Source organism: Ruegeria sp. A5, from assembly GCF_056543005.1.
In genome coordinates this window covers 342,251-358,697 of the sequence record NZ_JBQGAV010000001.1, presented here as the reverse complement: position 1 = coordinate 358,697, position 16,447 = coordinate 342,251, and the positions used below count along the sequence as shown (strand labels likewise).

The 16,447-nt window shown below is 57.4% G+C and carries 15 protein-coding genes; 8 read left to right on the top strand and 7 right to left on the bottom strand.

Annotated features, from left to right (window positions below; genetic code table 11):
• Positions 1 to 91: 91 nt before the first annotated feature.
• The gene (locus tag ACR0AY_RS01775) at positions 92 to 1,321 is read right to left on the bottom strand and encodes a sigma-54-dependent transcriptional regulator (protein ID WP_170510174.1); all 1,230 of its coding nucleotides are present in this window, start codon (positions 1,319 to 1,321) and stop codon (positions 92 to 94) included.
• Positions 1,318 to 3,051 carry an ATP-binding protein gene (locus tag ACR0AY_RS01770; RefSeq protein ID WP_170421367.1) on the bottom strand — a complete coding sequence of 578 codons (1,734 nt, stop codon included), beginning with the start codon at positions 3,049 to 3,051 and terminating at the stop codon, positions 1,318 to 1,320. Before ACR0AY_RS01770 ends, ACR0AY_RS01775 begins: the two co-directional genes overlap by 4 nt.
• 46 nt (positions 3,052 to 3,097) lie before the next feature.
• On the opposite strand from ACR0AY_RS01770, the gene ACR0AY_RS01765 reads away from it, so the two are divergent.
• Positions 3,098 to 4,279 (top strand): cytochrome P450, encoded by a 1,182-nt coding sequence (locus ACR0AY_RS01765; RefSeq protein ID WP_170510802.1) that lies wholly within the window; start codon positions 3,098 to 3,100, stop codon positions 4,277 to 4,279.
• A gap of 106 nt (positions 4,280 to 4,385) precedes the next feature.
• On the opposite strand, the gene ACR0AY_RS01760 is transcribed toward ACR0AY_RS01765, so the two are convergent.
• On the bottom strand, positions 4,386 to 4,859 hold the full coding sequence (locus tag ACR0AY_RS01760; RefSeq protein WP_010439761.1) for an Lrp/AsnC family transcriptional regulator: 474 nt from the start codon (positions 4,857 to 4,859) through the stop codon (positions 4,386 to 4,388).
• A 245-nt stretch (positions 4,860 to 5,104) separates the two neighbouring features.
• Here ACR0AY_RS01760 and ACR0AY_RS01755 point away from each other — a divergent pair, with 245 nt between their 5' ends.
• The 6 genes from ACR0AY_RS01755 (at position 5,105) to infC (ending at position 9,950) form a co-directional block, all read left to right on the top strand.
• Complete coding sequence (locus ACR0AY_RS01755; RefSeq protein ID WP_170393224.1) at positions 5,105 to 5,419, top strand: DUF2849 domain-containing protein; 315 nt, start codon at positions 5,105 to 5,107, stop codon at positions 5,417 to 5,419.
• Between the two features lie 65 nt (positions 5,420 to 5,484).
• Positions 5,485 to 7,149 carry a nitrite/sulfite reductase gene (locus tag ACR0AY_RS01750; protein WP_170510178.1) on the top strand — a complete coding sequence of 555 codons (1,665 nt, stop codon included), beginning with the start codon at positions 5,485 to 5,487 and terminating at the stop codon, positions 7,147 to 7,149.
• On the top strand, positions 7,139 to 7,900 hold the full coding sequence (locus ACR0AY_RS01745) for a phosphoadenylyl-sulfate reductase (protein ID WP_170510181.1): 762 nt from the start codon (positions 7,139 to 7,141) through the stop codon (positions 7,898 to 7,900). The genes ACR0AY_RS01750 and ACR0AY_RS01745 overlap by 11 nt, the downstream gene beginning before the upstream one ends.
• Positions 7,897 to 8,304 (top strand): DUF934 domain-containing protein, encoded by a 408-nt coding sequence (locus ACR0AY_RS01740; RefSeq protein WP_170510184.1) that lies wholly within the window; start codon positions 7,897 to 7,899, stop codon positions 8,302 to 8,304. The genes ACR0AY_RS01745 and ACR0AY_RS01740 overlap by 4 nt, the downstream gene beginning before the upstream one ends.
• A 105-nt stretch (positions 8,305 to 8,409) precedes the next feature.
• Positions 8,410 to 9,243, top strand: coding sequence for a ferredoxin--NADP reductase (locus tag ACR0AY_RS01735; protein WP_170510187.1), 834 nt, complete (start codon positions 8,410 to 8,412; stop codon positions 9,241 to 9,243).
• Between the two features lie 116 nt (positions 9,244 to 9,359).
• Complete coding sequence (gene infC / locus ACR0AY_RS01730; RefSeq protein WP_310793657.1) at positions 9,360 to 9,950, top strand: translation initiation factor IF-3; 591 nt, start codon at positions 9,360 to 9,362, stop codon at positions 9,948 to 9,950.
• A 75-nt stretch (positions 9,951 to 10,025) separates the two neighbouring features.
• On the opposite strand, the gene ACR0AY_RS01725 is transcribed toward infC, so the two are convergent.
• Positions 10,026 to 11,342, bottom strand: a complete 1,317-nt coding sequence (locus ACR0AY_RS01725) for an aspartate aminotransferase family protein (RefSeq protein WP_170510190.1) — start codon at positions 11,340 to 11,342, stop codon at positions 10,026 to 10,028.
• The gene (locus ACR0AY_RS01720) at positions 11,339 to 12,091 is read right to left on the bottom strand and encodes a beta-keto acid cleavage family enzyme (RefSeq protein WP_480453658.1); all 753 of its coding nucleotides are present in this window, start codon (positions 12,089 to 12,091) and stop codon (positions 11,339 to 11,341) included. The genes ACR0AY_RS01725 and ACR0AY_RS01720 overlap by 4 nt, the downstream gene beginning before the upstream one ends.
• Positions 12,092 to 12,201: 110 nt before the next feature.
• Between ACR0AY_RS01720 and ACR0AY_RS01715 the strand changes: the two genes are divergently transcribed.
• Positions 12,202 to 13,101, top strand: coding sequence for a MurR/RpiR family transcriptional regulator (locus tag ACR0AY_RS01715; protein WP_170510196.1), 900 nt, complete (start codon positions 12,202 to 12,204; stop codon positions 13,099 to 13,101).
• Between the two features lie 47 nt (positions 13,102 to 13,148).
• On the opposite strand, the gene ACR0AY_RS01710 is transcribed toward ACR0AY_RS01715, so the two are convergent.
• Both ACR0AY_RS01710 and ACR0AY_RS01705 read right to left on the bottom strand, forming a co-directional pair.
• Positions 13,149 to 13,940, bottom strand: a complete 792-nt coding sequence (locus tag ACR0AY_RS01710) for an FAD binding domain-containing protein (protein ID WP_170510198.1) — start codon at positions 13,938 to 13,940, stop codon at positions 13,149 to 13,151.
• Positions 13,941 to 14,035: 95 nt separating this feature from the next.
• Positions 14,036 to 16,396 (bottom strand): xanthine dehydrogenase family protein molybdopterin-binding subunit, encoded by a 2,361-nt coding sequence (locus ACR0AY_RS01705; protein WP_170510202.1) that lies wholly within the window; start codon positions 16,394 to 16,396, stop codon positions 14,036 to 14,038.
• Between the last annotated feature and the right edge of the window lie 51 nt (positions 16,397 to 16,447).

Here is a 16,447-nt window from a genome sequence, read left to right as displayed (position 1 = left end):
GCGAATTTCCGCACAATATCCGAATCGATGCGAGCGAATCGCTCGCTTAAGCCACAGCGCAACCGCAGTTCGCCCTAGCGGAAGTGTTTTGCTAACGACGATAGTCTTCTGGCCTAATGTGGTAGCGGGTCAGCTTGTCATAAAAAGTTTTGCGCGGCAGCTTCAGTGCCTTGGCGGCATCCGCAGCCTTGCCATTGTGGCGCCCAAGGGCTGCAATCAGCAAAGACCTCTCAACACGCGCCAATTGCTCGCTCAACCCCAGATCAGCGGCCTGTGCAACCTCATCCGGCATCCCCAACACAAACCGCATTGCCGCCGACATCAACGATCGGGCATTGCCCGGCCAATCCTGCGCCATCAGCGAGGCCAGATGCTCGGGTGTCACTTCAGGTTCCGCAATCCCGGCCTGCTCAGCGGCCTGCGCCACATAGCGGCGAAAGATGACGGGGATATCCTCGGGCCGTTCTGACAGGGCCGGGATTCGCACCCGCATGACATCCAACCTATAGAACAGATCGGCATTGAACCTTCCCTGTGCAGTAAGGTCCGACAAATCGGCCGTTGCCCCTGCGATGATTCTGGCTTCCGTCCCTTGTTCGATCAGTTCCAGCGCGGCGTATTGCGTGGCATCCGACATCGCCGAGATCTCATCCAGATACAGCGATCCGCCTGCCGCGTCCTTGCAGACACGCAATAAATCATCCGGGTTCAGGCCTGAGGCAGGGCGTTTGACAAATGGCCCCTGTCCAACCGGAGACATCAGATGGACAACTTCAGCAACCTTTGAAACTCCGCTACCCGCTGGCCCGGTAACCAGTACCTCGGCCCGTGTTGGCGCTACGCTCCGCACTCGCTCACGCAAGGCCTCGGCTCGATCTGACAACCCAAACAGCATGCGTGCTGCGGGATCGCCACGCTCAAGTTCGCGCCGTTGCTCGCGTTCCTGCAGAATTTCTGCGCGCGCGGCAAAGGCTCGTTCGAGTACCGCCAATAAATCCGCTGCTGCACAGGGCTTTTCCAGAAAATCAAATGCTCCCTGCCCCATGGCCTGTACTGCCATCGGGATATCGCCTTCACCTGTCAGCAATACCACTGGAAGCTCAGGATCAACCTCGCGCGCGTATGCGAGCAGATGAAACCCATCCCGCCCCGGCATGCGAATATCCGAGATGATCACACCGCCGAAGTCACGATGAATATGATCCTTTGCGGCCACGAAAGATCCCGCGGTGACCGGTTCATACTCGGCCAATTCGAGGGTTTGCGCCAAGGCCTCACGTACGGCGGCATCATCATCGACCAAAAGCACTTTGCGGATCATGCTGCCTCATCTTCTTCAAAGGGTTCCAGTTCAACCGTGAATTCAGCACCCTCGTCCGTGTTGGCACCGCGAATATCCCCCCCGAAGCTCTGAACCAGACCGTAGGATATCGACAGCCCCAGACCCATCCCCTCGGACGTCCCAACTGTTTTTGTGGTGTAGAACGGCTCAAACACGCGGTCGGGGTCCTCGATGCCGGGTCCGGTATCCCGCACAGACACGCGAATAGGCTTCCCCCCTGACAGAGTGACCAATATCCTGCGCGTCGGTCGATCGACCATCGCATCCGCTGCATTATTGATTAGGTTGACAAACACCTGCACAAGACGCACCTCTCCACCCCAAGCATAGACCGCAGTCTTTGGCGGCACCCACTCCAACGCGACATTCTCATCGCGCAGGCGCGCCTCAGTCAATTCGGTGGCAGTGTTCAGAACCTGAACCAGATCAACGCGCCCCATTGGTTCGCTTTCATTTCTCGCAAAAGCCCGCAGGTTCTTGATGATCCGCGCCATGCGTGCGGCCATATCGGAAATACGGCCCAGATTTTCGCCAGCTCTCTGGCCCTTGCCGCGCTCAAGAAAGGCGGACCCGTTGTCGGCGAACTGCTGAATCGCCATCAAGGGCTGGTTCAATTCATGACTGATGCCAGCCGACATCTTGCCCAAAGCGCTCAACTTACCAGCCTGAACCAAATCGGCCTGCGCTTGTTTGAGCGCGGCTTCCGCCTCCTGCCGCTCGGCAACTTCGTGGCGCAAAGCGCTATTAGCCGCCGTCAAGGCGCGCGTGCGTTGCGCGACCCGGCTTTCCAGCACGGTATTTGCCTCTGCAAGTGTCCGACGGCGTTCCGAGGCCAGAAACAACAAAGCACCAAAGGCGAAACAGATCGCCGCAACCGCCGCCGCCTGCAACCCCGCCAACCGGCGCGCCGGGGCGACATCAACCAGCATCTCTGCGGTCATCGCAATCACCGGAAGATCGAGCGTCAGATGCAGGGCGCGACGGGGCAGATAGCGACCCCAATTGAGCTTCCACACTTCATATCCCGCAATCCAGGTTGAGGCGAAATCGACATTCTCACCTTCGGGTGACATCAGGCCCTGCTGCCCTTGCCCGCGGCGCCATAGTAGCAGATCCGATCGGTTCGAGATAAAGACAACCCCATCCGTATCAACGAAAAACACCGCATCGGTGCTACCGCGCCAAGTTTGTTCAACGTCCTGCACATCGGCCAGAACCATCAACGCGCCTTGTATCTGCCCCAATTCCCCAAATGCAGGGGCCGCATATGAATAGATGCGATCGCCGCTTGCGTCTTCGACCCCATGCGCGCTGCCCAAGGCACCTTGCATGGCGCGCTCGAAGGCCGGATGTGCGGACATATCGCGCTGCGTCACCGGTTGGGCCGCGACAAGAACCTGACCCTCCGGATTCAGGTACATAACGTTAACGGCAGCGGTTTTGTCTGCCACATCCAGCAGCACCTTTCGGGCGGCCCGTTGCTGTTCTGATGTTTCTAGCTCCTGCAAAGCAGGATGATCCGCCATCAAGGCGGCCACTTCCTGATAGACCTGCATTTGCGTGCTCAGACGGTCGGCGGCCAGTTCCAAATCAGCCTCGGCCTTCTCGCTCAGTTGCGACAGGGCCTGACGATAGCCATAAGTCCAGACCGCCGCTGACAGCAATCCGACCGCGCATAAGAAACCGGCTATGATCCAAAAACGTTGCATATCTAGGGTCTTGCATTCAGCAGCCGCTATGGCAAGTCTGCACCGCATGAAGACGCTGACCCAATCCCCGACCGACCCGGCATTCGTGCAAAACCCATACCCCTTTTATGACAGCGCACGTCAGTCGGGCGATCTGTTCTACTGGAAAGACTACGGCCTTGTCGCGGCTGTCTCGCACAAAGCGGTGCAAATTCTGCTGCGCGATCGGCGCTTCGGGCGTGAAATCCCGGCGGAACTTGCAAAACCCGGCCCAGAGCATATTGCACCCTGGCTAGAAGTCGAATCCCATTCGATGTTAGAGCTTGAACCCCCGCGTCATACTCAATTGCGTTCTCTGGTACTGCGGGCGTTTACCTCTCGCGCGATCACGGCGCTTGAGGGGTCCACTGAACAGTTGTGCCACGATTTGATCAAGCAGTTCCCCGCTGGCCCCTTCGATCTGCTGGAGGCCTATTGCACCCAGGTCCCCGTGATCACGATCTGCCGTCTGCTTGGTGTGCCGGAAGACATGGCACCGCAACTGTTGCAGTGGTCGCACGCCATGGTGGCCATGTATCAGGCAAACCGGACGCGCCAGACCGAAGACGAAGCCGTCCGTGCCACACAAGCCTTTACCACCTATCTCGAAGAATACATCGAAAAACGCCGCACTGACCCGCGTGACGATCTGATCACCCGGTTGATCGCGGCAGAGGAAGATGGTGAAAAACTCTCGCGCGACGAACTGATCACGACCTGCATTTTGTTGCTGAACGCCGGTCACGAAGCCACCGTGCACGCCATCGGCAATGGCGTGAAGACTATGTTGACGACGGGTACACAGCAGTATGTCCTGACGCCCGGCACCATCGACGGCGCAGTCGAGGAAATCCTGCGTTTCGATCCACCACTGCACATGTTCAGACGCTATGCCTATGAAGACATTGAACTCTTCGGTCACCGCTTTGCGCGTGGTGACGAAGTTGCCTTGCTTCTGGGCGCAGCCAATCGCGACCCTGCTGCTTGGTCCCAACCCGATACATTCGACCCGATGCGAGATGTAAGCGCTAATACTAGCTTTGGCGGTGGCCTTCACTTCTGTGTGGGCGCTCCGCTGGCCCGGCTTGAGATGCGGATCGCCCTGCCCATCCTGTTCCAGCAATGCCCAAAGCTAGAGCTGACGGCAGAGCCGCAATATTCGGACAGCTACCATTTCCACGGGCTGACCAAACTCATGGTAGCGGTCTGACTTAGCATCCTGTCAAGAAACCCGGATCCGTGCTTCATCTGGCCATAAATATCTCGGGGGAGTCGCCTTCGGGCGGCGGGGGCGGCGCCCCCATTCACGCTTCATCCTATCCGACAGACTTCAGTGGTAGCATGGTGGTCGATTTGATCTCTTCCATCGAAAGCAAGGCTGTGACGTTGTGCACCCGTACCTCTGAAATCAAAGCCTGATAAAACGCATCATACGCACGCGCGTTCTTGACGCGCACTTTCAGAATGTAATCGATGTCTCCAGCCAAACGGTGCGCTTCCTGAACCTCTGGACGATCGCGCAACGCTTTCAGGAACTTCTGCTGCCACTCAGCCTCATGTTCCGACGTACGGATCAGCACAAAGAATGTGGCCTCAAAGCCCAACGCTTCGGCATCCAGCAATACGGTCTGCTGGCCAATGACCCCTGCCCCCTTGAGCTTGCGAATGCGATTCCAAACCGGCGTCTTGGAGCTCCCTACACGGGCTGCGATTTCGTCAAGCGACTGGCTGGCATCCCGTTGCAGCTCGGCTAGAATTTTCCGATCCGTGTCGTCTATTCGCACCGACATTCCAATTTCCCTTCCAATTCAGAACAAACCTTCTTCCACTCGCCGCAGATAGAACATATGTTCTTATTTCTTCACGCATATGGCGATTTGGCGGGAATATTTCCTATATTGGCACACAAGTCAATTCAGTCACGAGATGATCCGATGCAGGTCAAACAAACAAATATGCGCATTCACAAACCCGGCGTCGCCCGAGTTGCGCAATACCCGCACAAAGTCTCGGTTTTCAATAAGGAGCTTGCCTGATGGCCCGCGCTTTTACCCCCAAAGTCGTCACCGCCAACGACTTGTTGGAAGGTGATGTGATTTACCAGACCGAAGATGACCGGTGGTCGCGCGAGTTGTCCGATGCCGAACTGATCACGGACGAAGCCCACGCTCAGGTTCGTCTGCTGGATGCCGCGCGTCAGGCCAACAAGATCGTCGGTGCCTATCTTGCCGACGCGGTGGCCGGAGAAAACGGCCCCGAACCCACCCACTTTCGGGAGGATTTCCGCCGGACTGGTCCGTCCAACTATGCCCACGGCAAACAGGAAACCTCCCCGCAGCCTCGGGCCTGATCTCAGGCCATTCTCTCTCCCCTTCAAGGCCCCGGGTCCGGGGCTGCAACTAAGGACAGCTAAACATGTATCGCTACTCCGAGTTCGACACAGCATTTTTGGCAGAACGCAACGCGCAGTTCCGTGCGCAGGTTGAGCGTCGCATTGACGGATCGCTGACTGAAGACGAATTCAAGCCCCTGCGCCTGATGAACGGCCTGTATCTGCAGCTGCACGCCTACATGCTGCGCGTTGCCATTCCTTATGGCACGCTGTCCAGTGCACAGATGCGTCAACTCGCATTGCTCGCCGAGAAGTGGGACAAAGGCTACGGCCATTTCACCACCCGTCAAAACATCCAGTATAACTGGCCAAAACTGAACGACGTGCCGGATATGCTGGACGCACTGGCCGAGGTTGGCATGCACGCCATCCAGACCTCGGGTAACACCATCCGCAACGTGACCGCCGATCATTTCGCCGGTGCCGCCGCGGATGAGGTCGCTGATCCGCGCCCCTATGCCGAACTGCTGCGCCAGTGGTCGACCGACCATCCTGAATTCCAGTTCATGCCCCGCAAATTCAAGATCGCCATCACCGGCAGCGAGAATGACCGCGCCGTGATCAAGGCGCATGACATCGGTCTGCAATTGGTTGAGCGTGATGGCGTTCTGGGTGCCCGCGTCATCGTTGGCGGTGGTCTGGGCCGTACGCCCATGATCGGCAAAGAGCTATCGGAATTCGTCGCCTTTGACGACCTGCTGGCCTATCTTGAGGCCACCGTTTCCGTGTGGAACCAGATCGGCCGTCGCGACAACAAGTACAAGGCGCGCATCAAGATCACCGTGCACGAGCATGGCATCGACGCCATCCGTGCCAAAGTGAACGAGCGATTCCTGAAGGTTCGCCCGCAATTCAAAGGCGCGGATATGAGCCTGCTGGAAGAAATCAAAGGCCACTTTGCGCCTCCAGCCTTCCGTGATGGTTCGGTTGCCTCGTTCGAGAGTGCCTACACCAACGATCCGGTCTTCCGTTCGTGGGTCGACACCAACATCGCGCCGCACAAGAACGCGGACCACGCGATCGTCACGATCTCGATCAAGAAGCACGGCCAGACGCCGGGCGATGCGACTGCCGAGCAGATGCGCGTAATGGCTGATCTGGCCGAAGAGTTTGCCTATGACGAACTGCGTATCAGCCACGAGCAGAACGTAATCCTGCCGCATGTCCACAAATCCGACCTGCCCGCGATCCACGCGACGCTGAAAGAATACGAATTGGCGACCGCCAACATCGGCTTGATCAGCGACATTATCGCCTGTCCCGGTATGGATTACTGCGCACTGGCGACGGCACGTTCGATCCCCGTGGCGCAGGAAATCGCGACCCGGTTCGAAGACCTGAAACTGGAGCATGATATCGGCCACCTGAAGATCAAGATTTCAGGCTGCATCAACGCCTGTGGTCACCACCATGTGGGTCACATCGGCATTCTTGGCCTAGACCGCGCTGGCGTCGAAAACTACCAGATCACTCTGGGTGGTGACGGCACCGAATCCGCCGCCATCGGTGATCGTACTGGCCCGGGCTTCGCCTATGACGAGATCGTTCCGGCGGTCGAGCGCATCGTCGACACGTATCTGGAGCAGCGCGACAGCGCCGAAGAGACCTTCTTGCAGACCTATCGCCGCGTTGGCATGGCACCGTTCAAAGCGGCGCTTTACCCCGAGGCACAGGCCAATGCCGCTTGACCTGATCCAAACGGAACTGGGGACTGACCGCGCCGAACTGACCGAAAAGGTCGAGGCGCTGAACGCCCGCTTCCGCCACCACAGTGCCCATGATGTGATGCATGGCGCATTGGACGAGATCGAGGAGCTTGCTCTGGTCTCCAGCTTTGGCGCGGAATCGGTGGTGTTGCTGCATATGGCTGCAGTGGTCGACAAGATGACCCCAGTGCTGTTCGTGGACACCCAGATGCTGTTTGCCGAAACGCTGGAATACCAGCAGGAGGTCAGCGAGCGTCTGGGCCTGCGCAATGTGCAGATCATCCGCGCCGAGGATGAAGATGTTCAGCGCGACGATCCTTATGGCGCGTTGCGTCTGCGTGACACCGATGCCTGCTGCAACCTGCGCAAGACCTTCCCGCTGCAGAAAGCTCTGACCGGGTATTGTGGCTGGATCACCGGGCGCAAACGGTTTCAGTCCGGCACCCGTGCAGCGCTGGACTTTTTCGAGGTCGAGGACGGAACCGGCCGGATCAAGGTCAACCCCTTGGCCCACTGGGCGCCCAACGATGTGCGCGCCTATATGGAAGAAAACAACCTGCCCCGGCATCCGCTGGTGGCCAAAGGATACCCCTCGATCGGCTGTGCGCCCTGCACTTCGCCGGTCAAAGAAGGCGAAGACCCCCGCGCCGGGCGCTGGCGCGATCAGAACAAGGAAGAATGCGGCATCCATTTTGTTGATGGAAAAATGGTGCGCATCGGAGAGAAAACATGAACGTAATCGTAAACGACGAGGGCTTTGCCCCCGATGATTGGACCGATGGCTATGTCACGCTGGACGATGCAGCGAATGACGTGGTTGCACTGGATATCGCCTCGGACACTGACCCCGATGAACTGTTTGACCGGCTGGGCAGCGCCCAGATGGTGCGCGTGGACTTTCCATCCTCAGCGGATGGGCGCGGCTTTACGATCGCGCGCGTTCTGCGTCTGAAAGGTTATACAGGTCGCCTGCGGGCAAAAGGCCATGTTCTTGCAGACCAATACGCCATGGCGCGTCGTAGCGGCTTTGACGAAGTCGAAATTGATGACACCTTGGCGAACCGGCAGCCCGAAGATCAGTGGTTGGCCCGGGCCAATTGGCAGGACAACAACTACCAGACCCGTCTGCGCGGCTGACCCGCCATCGCCAACCTGTGATACGAAAGGGGCAATCTGCCCCTTTTCCTGACTTGGATCAAAGATTAAACGGAGATGTCGGTTTAGCAGACCGGTAGTGAAACGATGACAGAGATGAAACCCGTGAGTGAAGCAACCGCCGTTAAGGCCCCTGTCCTGCCCGATGCCCAGACCGTGACCGAGGTCAAGCACTGGACCGATCGCCTGTTTTCTTTCAAGGTGTCGCGCCCGGCTTCCTTGCGCTTTCGCTCGGGTGAGTTCGTTATGATCGGCCTACTGGGCGATAATGGCAAACCGCTGTTGCGCGCCTATTCCATCGCCTCGCCTTCATGGGATGAGGAACTGGAATTCTACTCGATCAAAGTGCAAGACGGCCCGCTGACCTCAAAACTGCAGCACATCCAGCCTGGTGATCAGATCATCCTTCGGCCCAAACCCGTCGGCACGCTGGTGCATGACGCATTGCTGCCCGGCAAGCGCATCTGGTTCTTCGCCACCGGCACAGGCTTTGCGCCCTTCGCGTCGCTGCTGCGTGAACCGCAGACCTATGAGGATTATGACGAGGTTATCATCACCCATACCTGCCGCGACGTAGCTGAACTGGATTACGGTCGCGAGTTGATCGAGGGCGTCAAACAGGACGAGTTGCTGGCCGAACTGATTGGTGACGGTTTCGCCGACAAGATCCGCTATTATCCCACCACCACGCGGGAAGAGAGCCCAAAGATGGGCCGTATAACCGAGCTGTTAAAAGACGGCACCGTATTTGCCGATCTGGGCATCGAAGGTGGTATCAAGCCAGATACTGATCGCGCGATGGTTTGTGGCAGCCTTGCCTTCAACCATGACATCAAAGCAATTCTGGAAGAGTTCGGCTTGCGAGAAGGTGCAAATTCCGAACCCAAGGAATTCGTGATTGAAAAGGCATTTGTGGGCTAATGGGGTTTGCCGGTGGAGTTATCGACACCCTAAACCGGCAAAAACTCACGAAATTCATGGAAAATTCATGCGGCTTGCAATTTATGCCGCTTGAAACACCTCTCAGCCCGGTCTAAATTCCGGGCTCGAAATTCTGCAATCATCAAAGGAATGAACCCATAGCCCGCAGACCTCACAACGCGCCGCCACAGCGAGATACCGGCCCGCGCGTCAATGACAAGATCCGTGCTCCCGAAATTCGCCTGATTGGCGCCGAAGGTGAAAATGTCGGGGTGGTTCATCCCGCAAAGGCCATGCAGATGGCCGCCGATGTCGGCCTCGATCTGGTTGAGATTTCGCCCAACGCGAACCCGCCGGTCTGCAAAATCATGGATTTCGGCAAGTTCAAGTACGAACAGCAGAAACGCGAAAGCGAAGCCCGCAAGAAGCAAAAGATCATTGAGGTGAAAGAGGTCAAGTTCCGGCCCAACACCGACACGCATGACTATGACGTCAAGATGCGCAACGTGTTCAAGTTTCTTGAGAACGGCGACAAGGTCAAAGTCACCCTGCGTTTCCGGGGCCGCGAGATGGCGCACCAGAACCTGGGGCGTGAGCTGCTGGAACGTGTGGCCGAAGACGTCAAGGATCTGGGCAAGATCGAGAACATGCCCAAGATGGAAGGCCGTCAGATGATCATGATGATTGGCCCGCTGCCACAGAAGTAGGTTTTCTTTTTGTAGAATGACAAAAGCCCCTCCGAAATCGGAGGGGCTTCTTTGTTTTCTGGCTTCTCGCCTAAATCAGATCACCGAGGATATCGCCCGATCCAGCTTGTCTACAAGCTCGACCAGTTGGTCATCTTCGATGACAAAGGGCGGTGCTAGGAGGATATGATCTCCGTTGCGTCCATCACGCGTTCCCGACATCGGGTAACAGATCAATCCCTCGGCCATGGCGGCCTTCTTGATCTTGGCCGCTAGGCCGCGCGACGGATCAAACGGAGTTTTCGTATCCCGATCCTCGACCAACTCAATTCCTCGGAATAAGCCGCGGCCCCGTATGTCCCCGACATTCGGGTGTTGGCCAAACTTGTTTTCCAACATGCTCTGCAATTTGCCCCCCATTACGCCGGCCCGCGCTGGCAGTTCACGAGAAGTAAGTTCCTGTACAACGGCAAGCGCAGCCGCAGTCGCAACCGGATGACCGATATAGGTGTGGCCATGCTGGAAGAAGCCCGATCCATCCCGGATCGCATCATAGATTCGACCCGAACACAGCATCGCTCCGATAGGCTGATACCCAGCCCCCAACCCTTTGGCGATACAAAGAATATCCGGCGTGACATCGTCATGATCACAGGCAAACAAATGCCCGGTACGCCCCATGCCGCACATTACTTCGTCGAGGATCAGAAGAACGCCGTGTTGATCGCAAATTTCACGGATTCGCTTGTAGTACCCCTCGACTGCCGGAACAGCCCCAAGCGTCGCACCAACCACCGGCTCCGCCATGAAAGCCATGACCGTTTCAGGCCCAAGGCGCAGGATTTCTGCCTCCAGCTCATTCGCAACGCGCTGACCATATTCAAAACTGCTCTCATCCTCAGGCTTTTCGGCGTACTCATAGCAAGGAGCGATATGAGTCATCTCGATCAGCATCGGTGCAAACTGCGCCCGCCGCCATTCATTGCCACCCGCCGAAAGTGCCCCCAAAGTGTTGCCGTGATAGCTTTGTCGGCGCGCTATGACATGACGGCGTTCAGGCTGGCCGGTTTCCAGATAATACTGCCGCGCCAGTTTGATAGCAGCCTCGGTCGCCTCTGACCCGCCCGAGACAAAATAGACCCGGTCCAGTTCGCCGGGGGAGTGTTTAATCAGCAGATCGGCCAGTGCCTCGGCCGGTGCCGAGGTCATAAAGCCCGTATGCGCAAACGCAATCTGCGCCACCTGATCCTGCACCGCTTTGACCACAGCGGCGTTGGAATGGCCGAGGCATGAAACGGCAGCATCACCACAATCCAGATAGCGACGGCCGGTTGAGTCGATGAGATAACAGCCGTCACCACCAGCGGCCTCAGGCAGTTCCGACTTTGTATGGCGTGGAAATACGTGACTCATGTCGACGTCCTTTTCAGAAGATCAATCAGCGCCGCGACGGATGCGGCATTGTCAGCCCAGGTTTGTCCATCCGGACCGGCAAGGCTGTTCTCAAAACCCACGCGCACATCGCCACCCAACTGCGCGGCCTTTTGCAGGCACGCATGCTCCTGCCCTCCAAAGGCACAGACCATCCATGGATCAGCGCTGTGCGGAAACACATCCAGATCATTCGGACTCGATTCCTGCGCCGTGGCATAGCGACCAAGGACAAGCAGACGGTCGACCTGATCCGATTTTACCACCCCTTCAGCCTGCCAATGGGTCAGTAACTCGACGTCAGCGACATCATAGAGGATATGCTGAACACGAGTCCCTTGTTCCGCGCATAGTGCGTAGACCTTTGGCGCAAGTTCGGGCGACCGTGCAATCTCGCGCACCGAAATCGAAGCCCAGTCCGGGCGCACATTTTGCAAACAAGCAAGTTGTGCTTGAACGCCGAAAACGCCAGCAGCTTCTGTCGTAATCTGGATGTCCATGTCAGGGGCCGCAGCACGCAGTTCAGCAATGGTTTCGCGATACAAACCCGCATCTAGTGAATGGTTACCTGACTGATCGCGAATATGCAGATGCAGACCTTGCGCACCTGCCCTATGGCACGTTTTCGCGACCTTGACGATTTCATCAGTCTTGATCGGCAGGGCAGGATGATCTCCATGCCCTTGTCGCGCCCCGTTCGGAGCCACCAACACATATGGCCTTCTCGTCATCCTCAAACCAGTCCCAGACATTCCGTCACCTGTTTTTTACGATCCCGAATTAGACACCTCGCTCACGTTTTCAATTTGCAATCTTCATAACATTTGTTTTTTCTTACCAAATGCAACACACCTCATCCCAACTGACCGAGCAGCTTCGGCACGAAATCGACACCCTGCCTCAGCAAATGCAAGCCGCAGCGAAATACATCATCGACCACCCTGGCGATTTCGGGCTCGACCCGGTTCGGCTTACCGCCGAGAAAATCGGTGTCAGTTCAAACGTTCTGGTTCGGTTGGCACAACGTATGGGGTTCGACAGTTTTGATGCGTTCAGACGGCCCTTTCGCCAGACCCTTGTCACAGACCGGGAAGATCGGCTGGGTCAAGGCTGGCTGGATCGCATGAAATCGGGGGGCCAATTCAGCGCCGCGCAAGCTGGGTTTGCGCAAAACGAACTGAACGTCGTAGCCCGCTCCCTGCGACTGGCCGATCCTGATTTGATGCAACAGGTCACGGAGTACATGATTGCAGCTAATCGCTGTTTCATAACCGCGACCCGGGCCAGCTATGCTTTGGCCTATTATCTCCACTATGCGGGTCGGATGGCACACCCAGGATTTCAGCTTATCCCGCGACATATGGGATCAGCCATCGATGATTTGCTCGAGGCCGATGAAGCGGACTGCCTTTTCGCTATTACCGTTCACCCCTATTCCTCTGACACCATACAATCCATGCGTTTTGCGCGTAAACGCGGCATGCGCATCGTGCTATTGTCGGATAGCGACGTCATCGCCCCTGGTGTTAACCCTGACATCGTGCTGCCTGTAAGTACCCGCGCGCAACATCACTTTTCCAGCTTCTCCGGAGCGATGGCAGTGCTTGAATGCCTGCTAGGTCATCTCTTTGCCGCCGGGGGATCAGCCGCGCGTGACCGCGTGGAACGCTATCAGACGGCACGAGAAGACACCGGCGCCTACTGGCGCCCCGCCAAGCCCCCAAGAGTTCGGAAAGAATAAAGAGCCCCGGCTTTCACCGAGGCTCTCAAAGCTGATTAACAATCAGATCAGCTGCAAGCTTCGACAGCCCGTTTCGTCATAACAGTGACCAGATGCGCCCGATACGTTTTGCTCCCGTGCAGATCACCAATCATGTTCATCGGATTGATGTGCAGCCCCATCAAAGCGTCCGCGCGGAACTCTTTGTTCAGGGCCTCCTCAGCCTCTGCCCAGCGGAAAACTCCGTCCTCGCTTGCGCCGGTTACTGCAACCCGAACGCCATTGGCGAACCGAGCGAGATAAACCCCGACCAACGCAAACCGAGACGCGGGCTGCAAAAACTTCTGATAACTCGCCGCCTGAGGCACAGGGAAACGCACCGAAGTGATAATCTCGCCCTCTTCCAGAGCTGTCGTGAACATGCCCTGAAAGAAGTCATCCGCCGCTATCTGGCGATTATTGGTGACAATGGTCGCGCCTGAACCCAGCACTCCCGCCGGATAACAGGCCGCTGGATCATTGTTGGCAATCGAACCGCCAATAGTGCCACGATTACGCACCGCAGGATCACCGATCTGGCCGGCCAGCGCTGCCAGCGCCGGATAGTTACCAGCAGCTTCAGCGGCCACATTTGCGTGGGTTGTCGCACCGCCTATCGCTACCGAGCCATCATCCTCGACGCAGACCCCTTTCATTTCAGCGATTCCATTGACCGAAACCAGCTTGGATGGCGCGGCCAACCGCTGCTTCATTGTGGGGATCAGGGTTTGCCCACCCCCCAATGCCTGTGCATCCTCAACTCCCAACGCAGTAACCGCGTCAGCGATGGTCGAGGGTTTCTCAAACTCGAAATTGTACATTTCGTTCTTCCTTTCCGAAAAGCGCGGATCCGCCCTTCATCTGGCTATAAATATCTCGGGGAGCGCGAGGGGCTGGCCCCTCGCACCCGAACCTCTCAACCATGCATTGCTGTCCAAACACGCGACGGGCTCATCGGCATGTCAATGTGATCAACAGCCTTTCCACCCGAGTTCAGCGCATCCAGAACCGCGTTGACTACCGCAGGCGGCGAGCCAATCGCACCAGCTTCACCGCAGCCCTTCACACCCAACGGGTTGTGCGTACACGGCGTCTGGCTGGAATGGTCGACCGCATAGAACGGCAGATCATCGGCGCGTGGCATCGCGTAATCCATGAAGGATGCGCTCAGCAACTGGCCATTCTCGTCATAGGCGCAGTTTTCCAACAAAGCCTGACCGATACCCTGACCGATACCGCCATGTACCTGACCATCCACAATCATCGGGTTAACGATGTTGCCAAAGTCATCCGCAGCGGTGAACGCTTCGATGGTCACCTGTCCAGTCTCGGGATCCACCTCAACCTCGCAGGCATATGCCCCCGCTGGGAAGGTGAAGTTGGCCGGGTCATAAAATGCGGTCTCCTCCAGCCCCGGCTCAACCTCCAATGGGAAGTTGTGCGGTACATAGGCTGTCAGAGTCACATCACCCCAGGCCACCGACTTGTCAGTGCCCGCGACGCTGAACTGACCGTCCTTCAGCTCGATATCGGCCTCGGACGCCTCGAGCAGGTGGGCCGCGATCTTCTTGGCTTTGTCGATGACCTTTTCGGTCGCCTTAACCATGGCCGAACCACAGACCGCCAGCGAGCGTGAGCCATAAGTGCCCATGCCGAACGGGATCTTCGAGGTGTCGCCATGCACAATCTCGACCATCGACTCGTCGATGCCGATCATGTCGGCCACTACCTGCGGGAAAGCAGTCTCATGCCCCTGCCCGTGGCTATGTGCACCAACCATGACACTGATAGAACCGGTGGCGTTTACCCGAACCGTAGCTGCATCATAGAGTCCTGCCCGGGCCCCCAGCATACCGACGATGTTCGAGGGCGCGATGCCGCAGGCCTCGATATAGCAATTGACGCCTAGACCACGCAGCTTGCCATTGGCCTCGCTTTCCGCCCGCCGCGCGGCAAAGCCAGCCAAATCAGCAGCAGCCTCAAGCTTATCCATCGTCCCGTTGTAATCCCCGGTGTCGTAGGTCAGCGCCACCGGTGTGTCATACGGAAACTGGGTGATGAAATTCTGGCGACGCAGGGCGATCGGATCGACACCCAGTTCACGCGCTGCCTTGTCGATGACGCGCTCCAACTGATAGGTTGCCTCTGGCCGACCCGCACCGCGATAAGCGTCCACCGGCACTGTGTTGGTGAACATTGCCTTCACATTCACCTGAATGACCGGCGTTTTGTAGTTGCCCGCCATCAGAGTGCCATGCAGCCAAGTCGGAACCGAGCTTGAGAAGGTCGACAGATACGCGCCCAGATTGGCGTAGGTGTTAGTGCGAAGGCCTGTGAAGTTATTGTCCGCGTCCAACGCGAGCTCAATCGTGCTGACGTGGTCGCGGCCCTGCGCATCCGACATAAACGCCTCGGACCGGCTGGCGGTCCATTTGACCGGACGGTTGCAGGCCTTGGCAGCGAATGTACAGAACGCCTCTTCCGCGTAGTGGAAAATCTTCGTGCCAAATCCACCACCAACATCAGGCGCTACAACACGCACTTTGTGTTCAGGCAAGCCCAGAACAAATGCGCACATCAGCAAGCGGATCACATGCGGGTTCTGCGAAGTGGTGTAGAGCGTGTACTCATCCGTACCCCGGCTGTATTCGGCCACCGCAACGCGCGGCTCCATCGGATTCGCAACCAGACGGTTATTGATCAGGTCCAGAGTGGTGACATGGGCCGCGTTGGCAAAAACCTCATTGACCTTGTCATTGTCTTCTTCGCCTAGATGCCAGTCATAGCAGATGTTGTTCTTCAAATCCTCATGGATAAGCGTCGCGCCATCCTGCGCTGCGGCTTTCATATCCAGCACGGCAGGGAGCTCTTCGATATCCACTTCAATCGCTTCCGCCGCATCTCGGGCGAGTTCAAGGCTGTCCGCGACAACGGCAGCGATGGGATCGCCTACATGTCGGACCTTGCCTTGCGCCAGAATGGGATGCGGTGGTTCTTGCATCGGGGCGCCATGACGGTCGGTTACTTCCCAGCCGCAGGGCATTCCGCCCACGCCTTCAAAGTCCTTGCCGGTGAACACCTTCACAACCCCCGGCAAACCCTCGGCGGCAGATGTGTCAATGTTGGTGATCCGGCCATGCGCGATGTCGGACCGTAGGAAATGCACATAGGCCTGGCCATGTACGTTGATGTCGTCGGTGTAATTGCCTGCTCCGGTCAGAAAGCGTACGTCCTCGCGCCGCTTGGAACTGGCTCCGATGCCACTGTCTTTGGGCATTGCTTGTTCTCCTCCGTGGAAAAGAATTTTCGTCGAAAATTCTTAACCGCC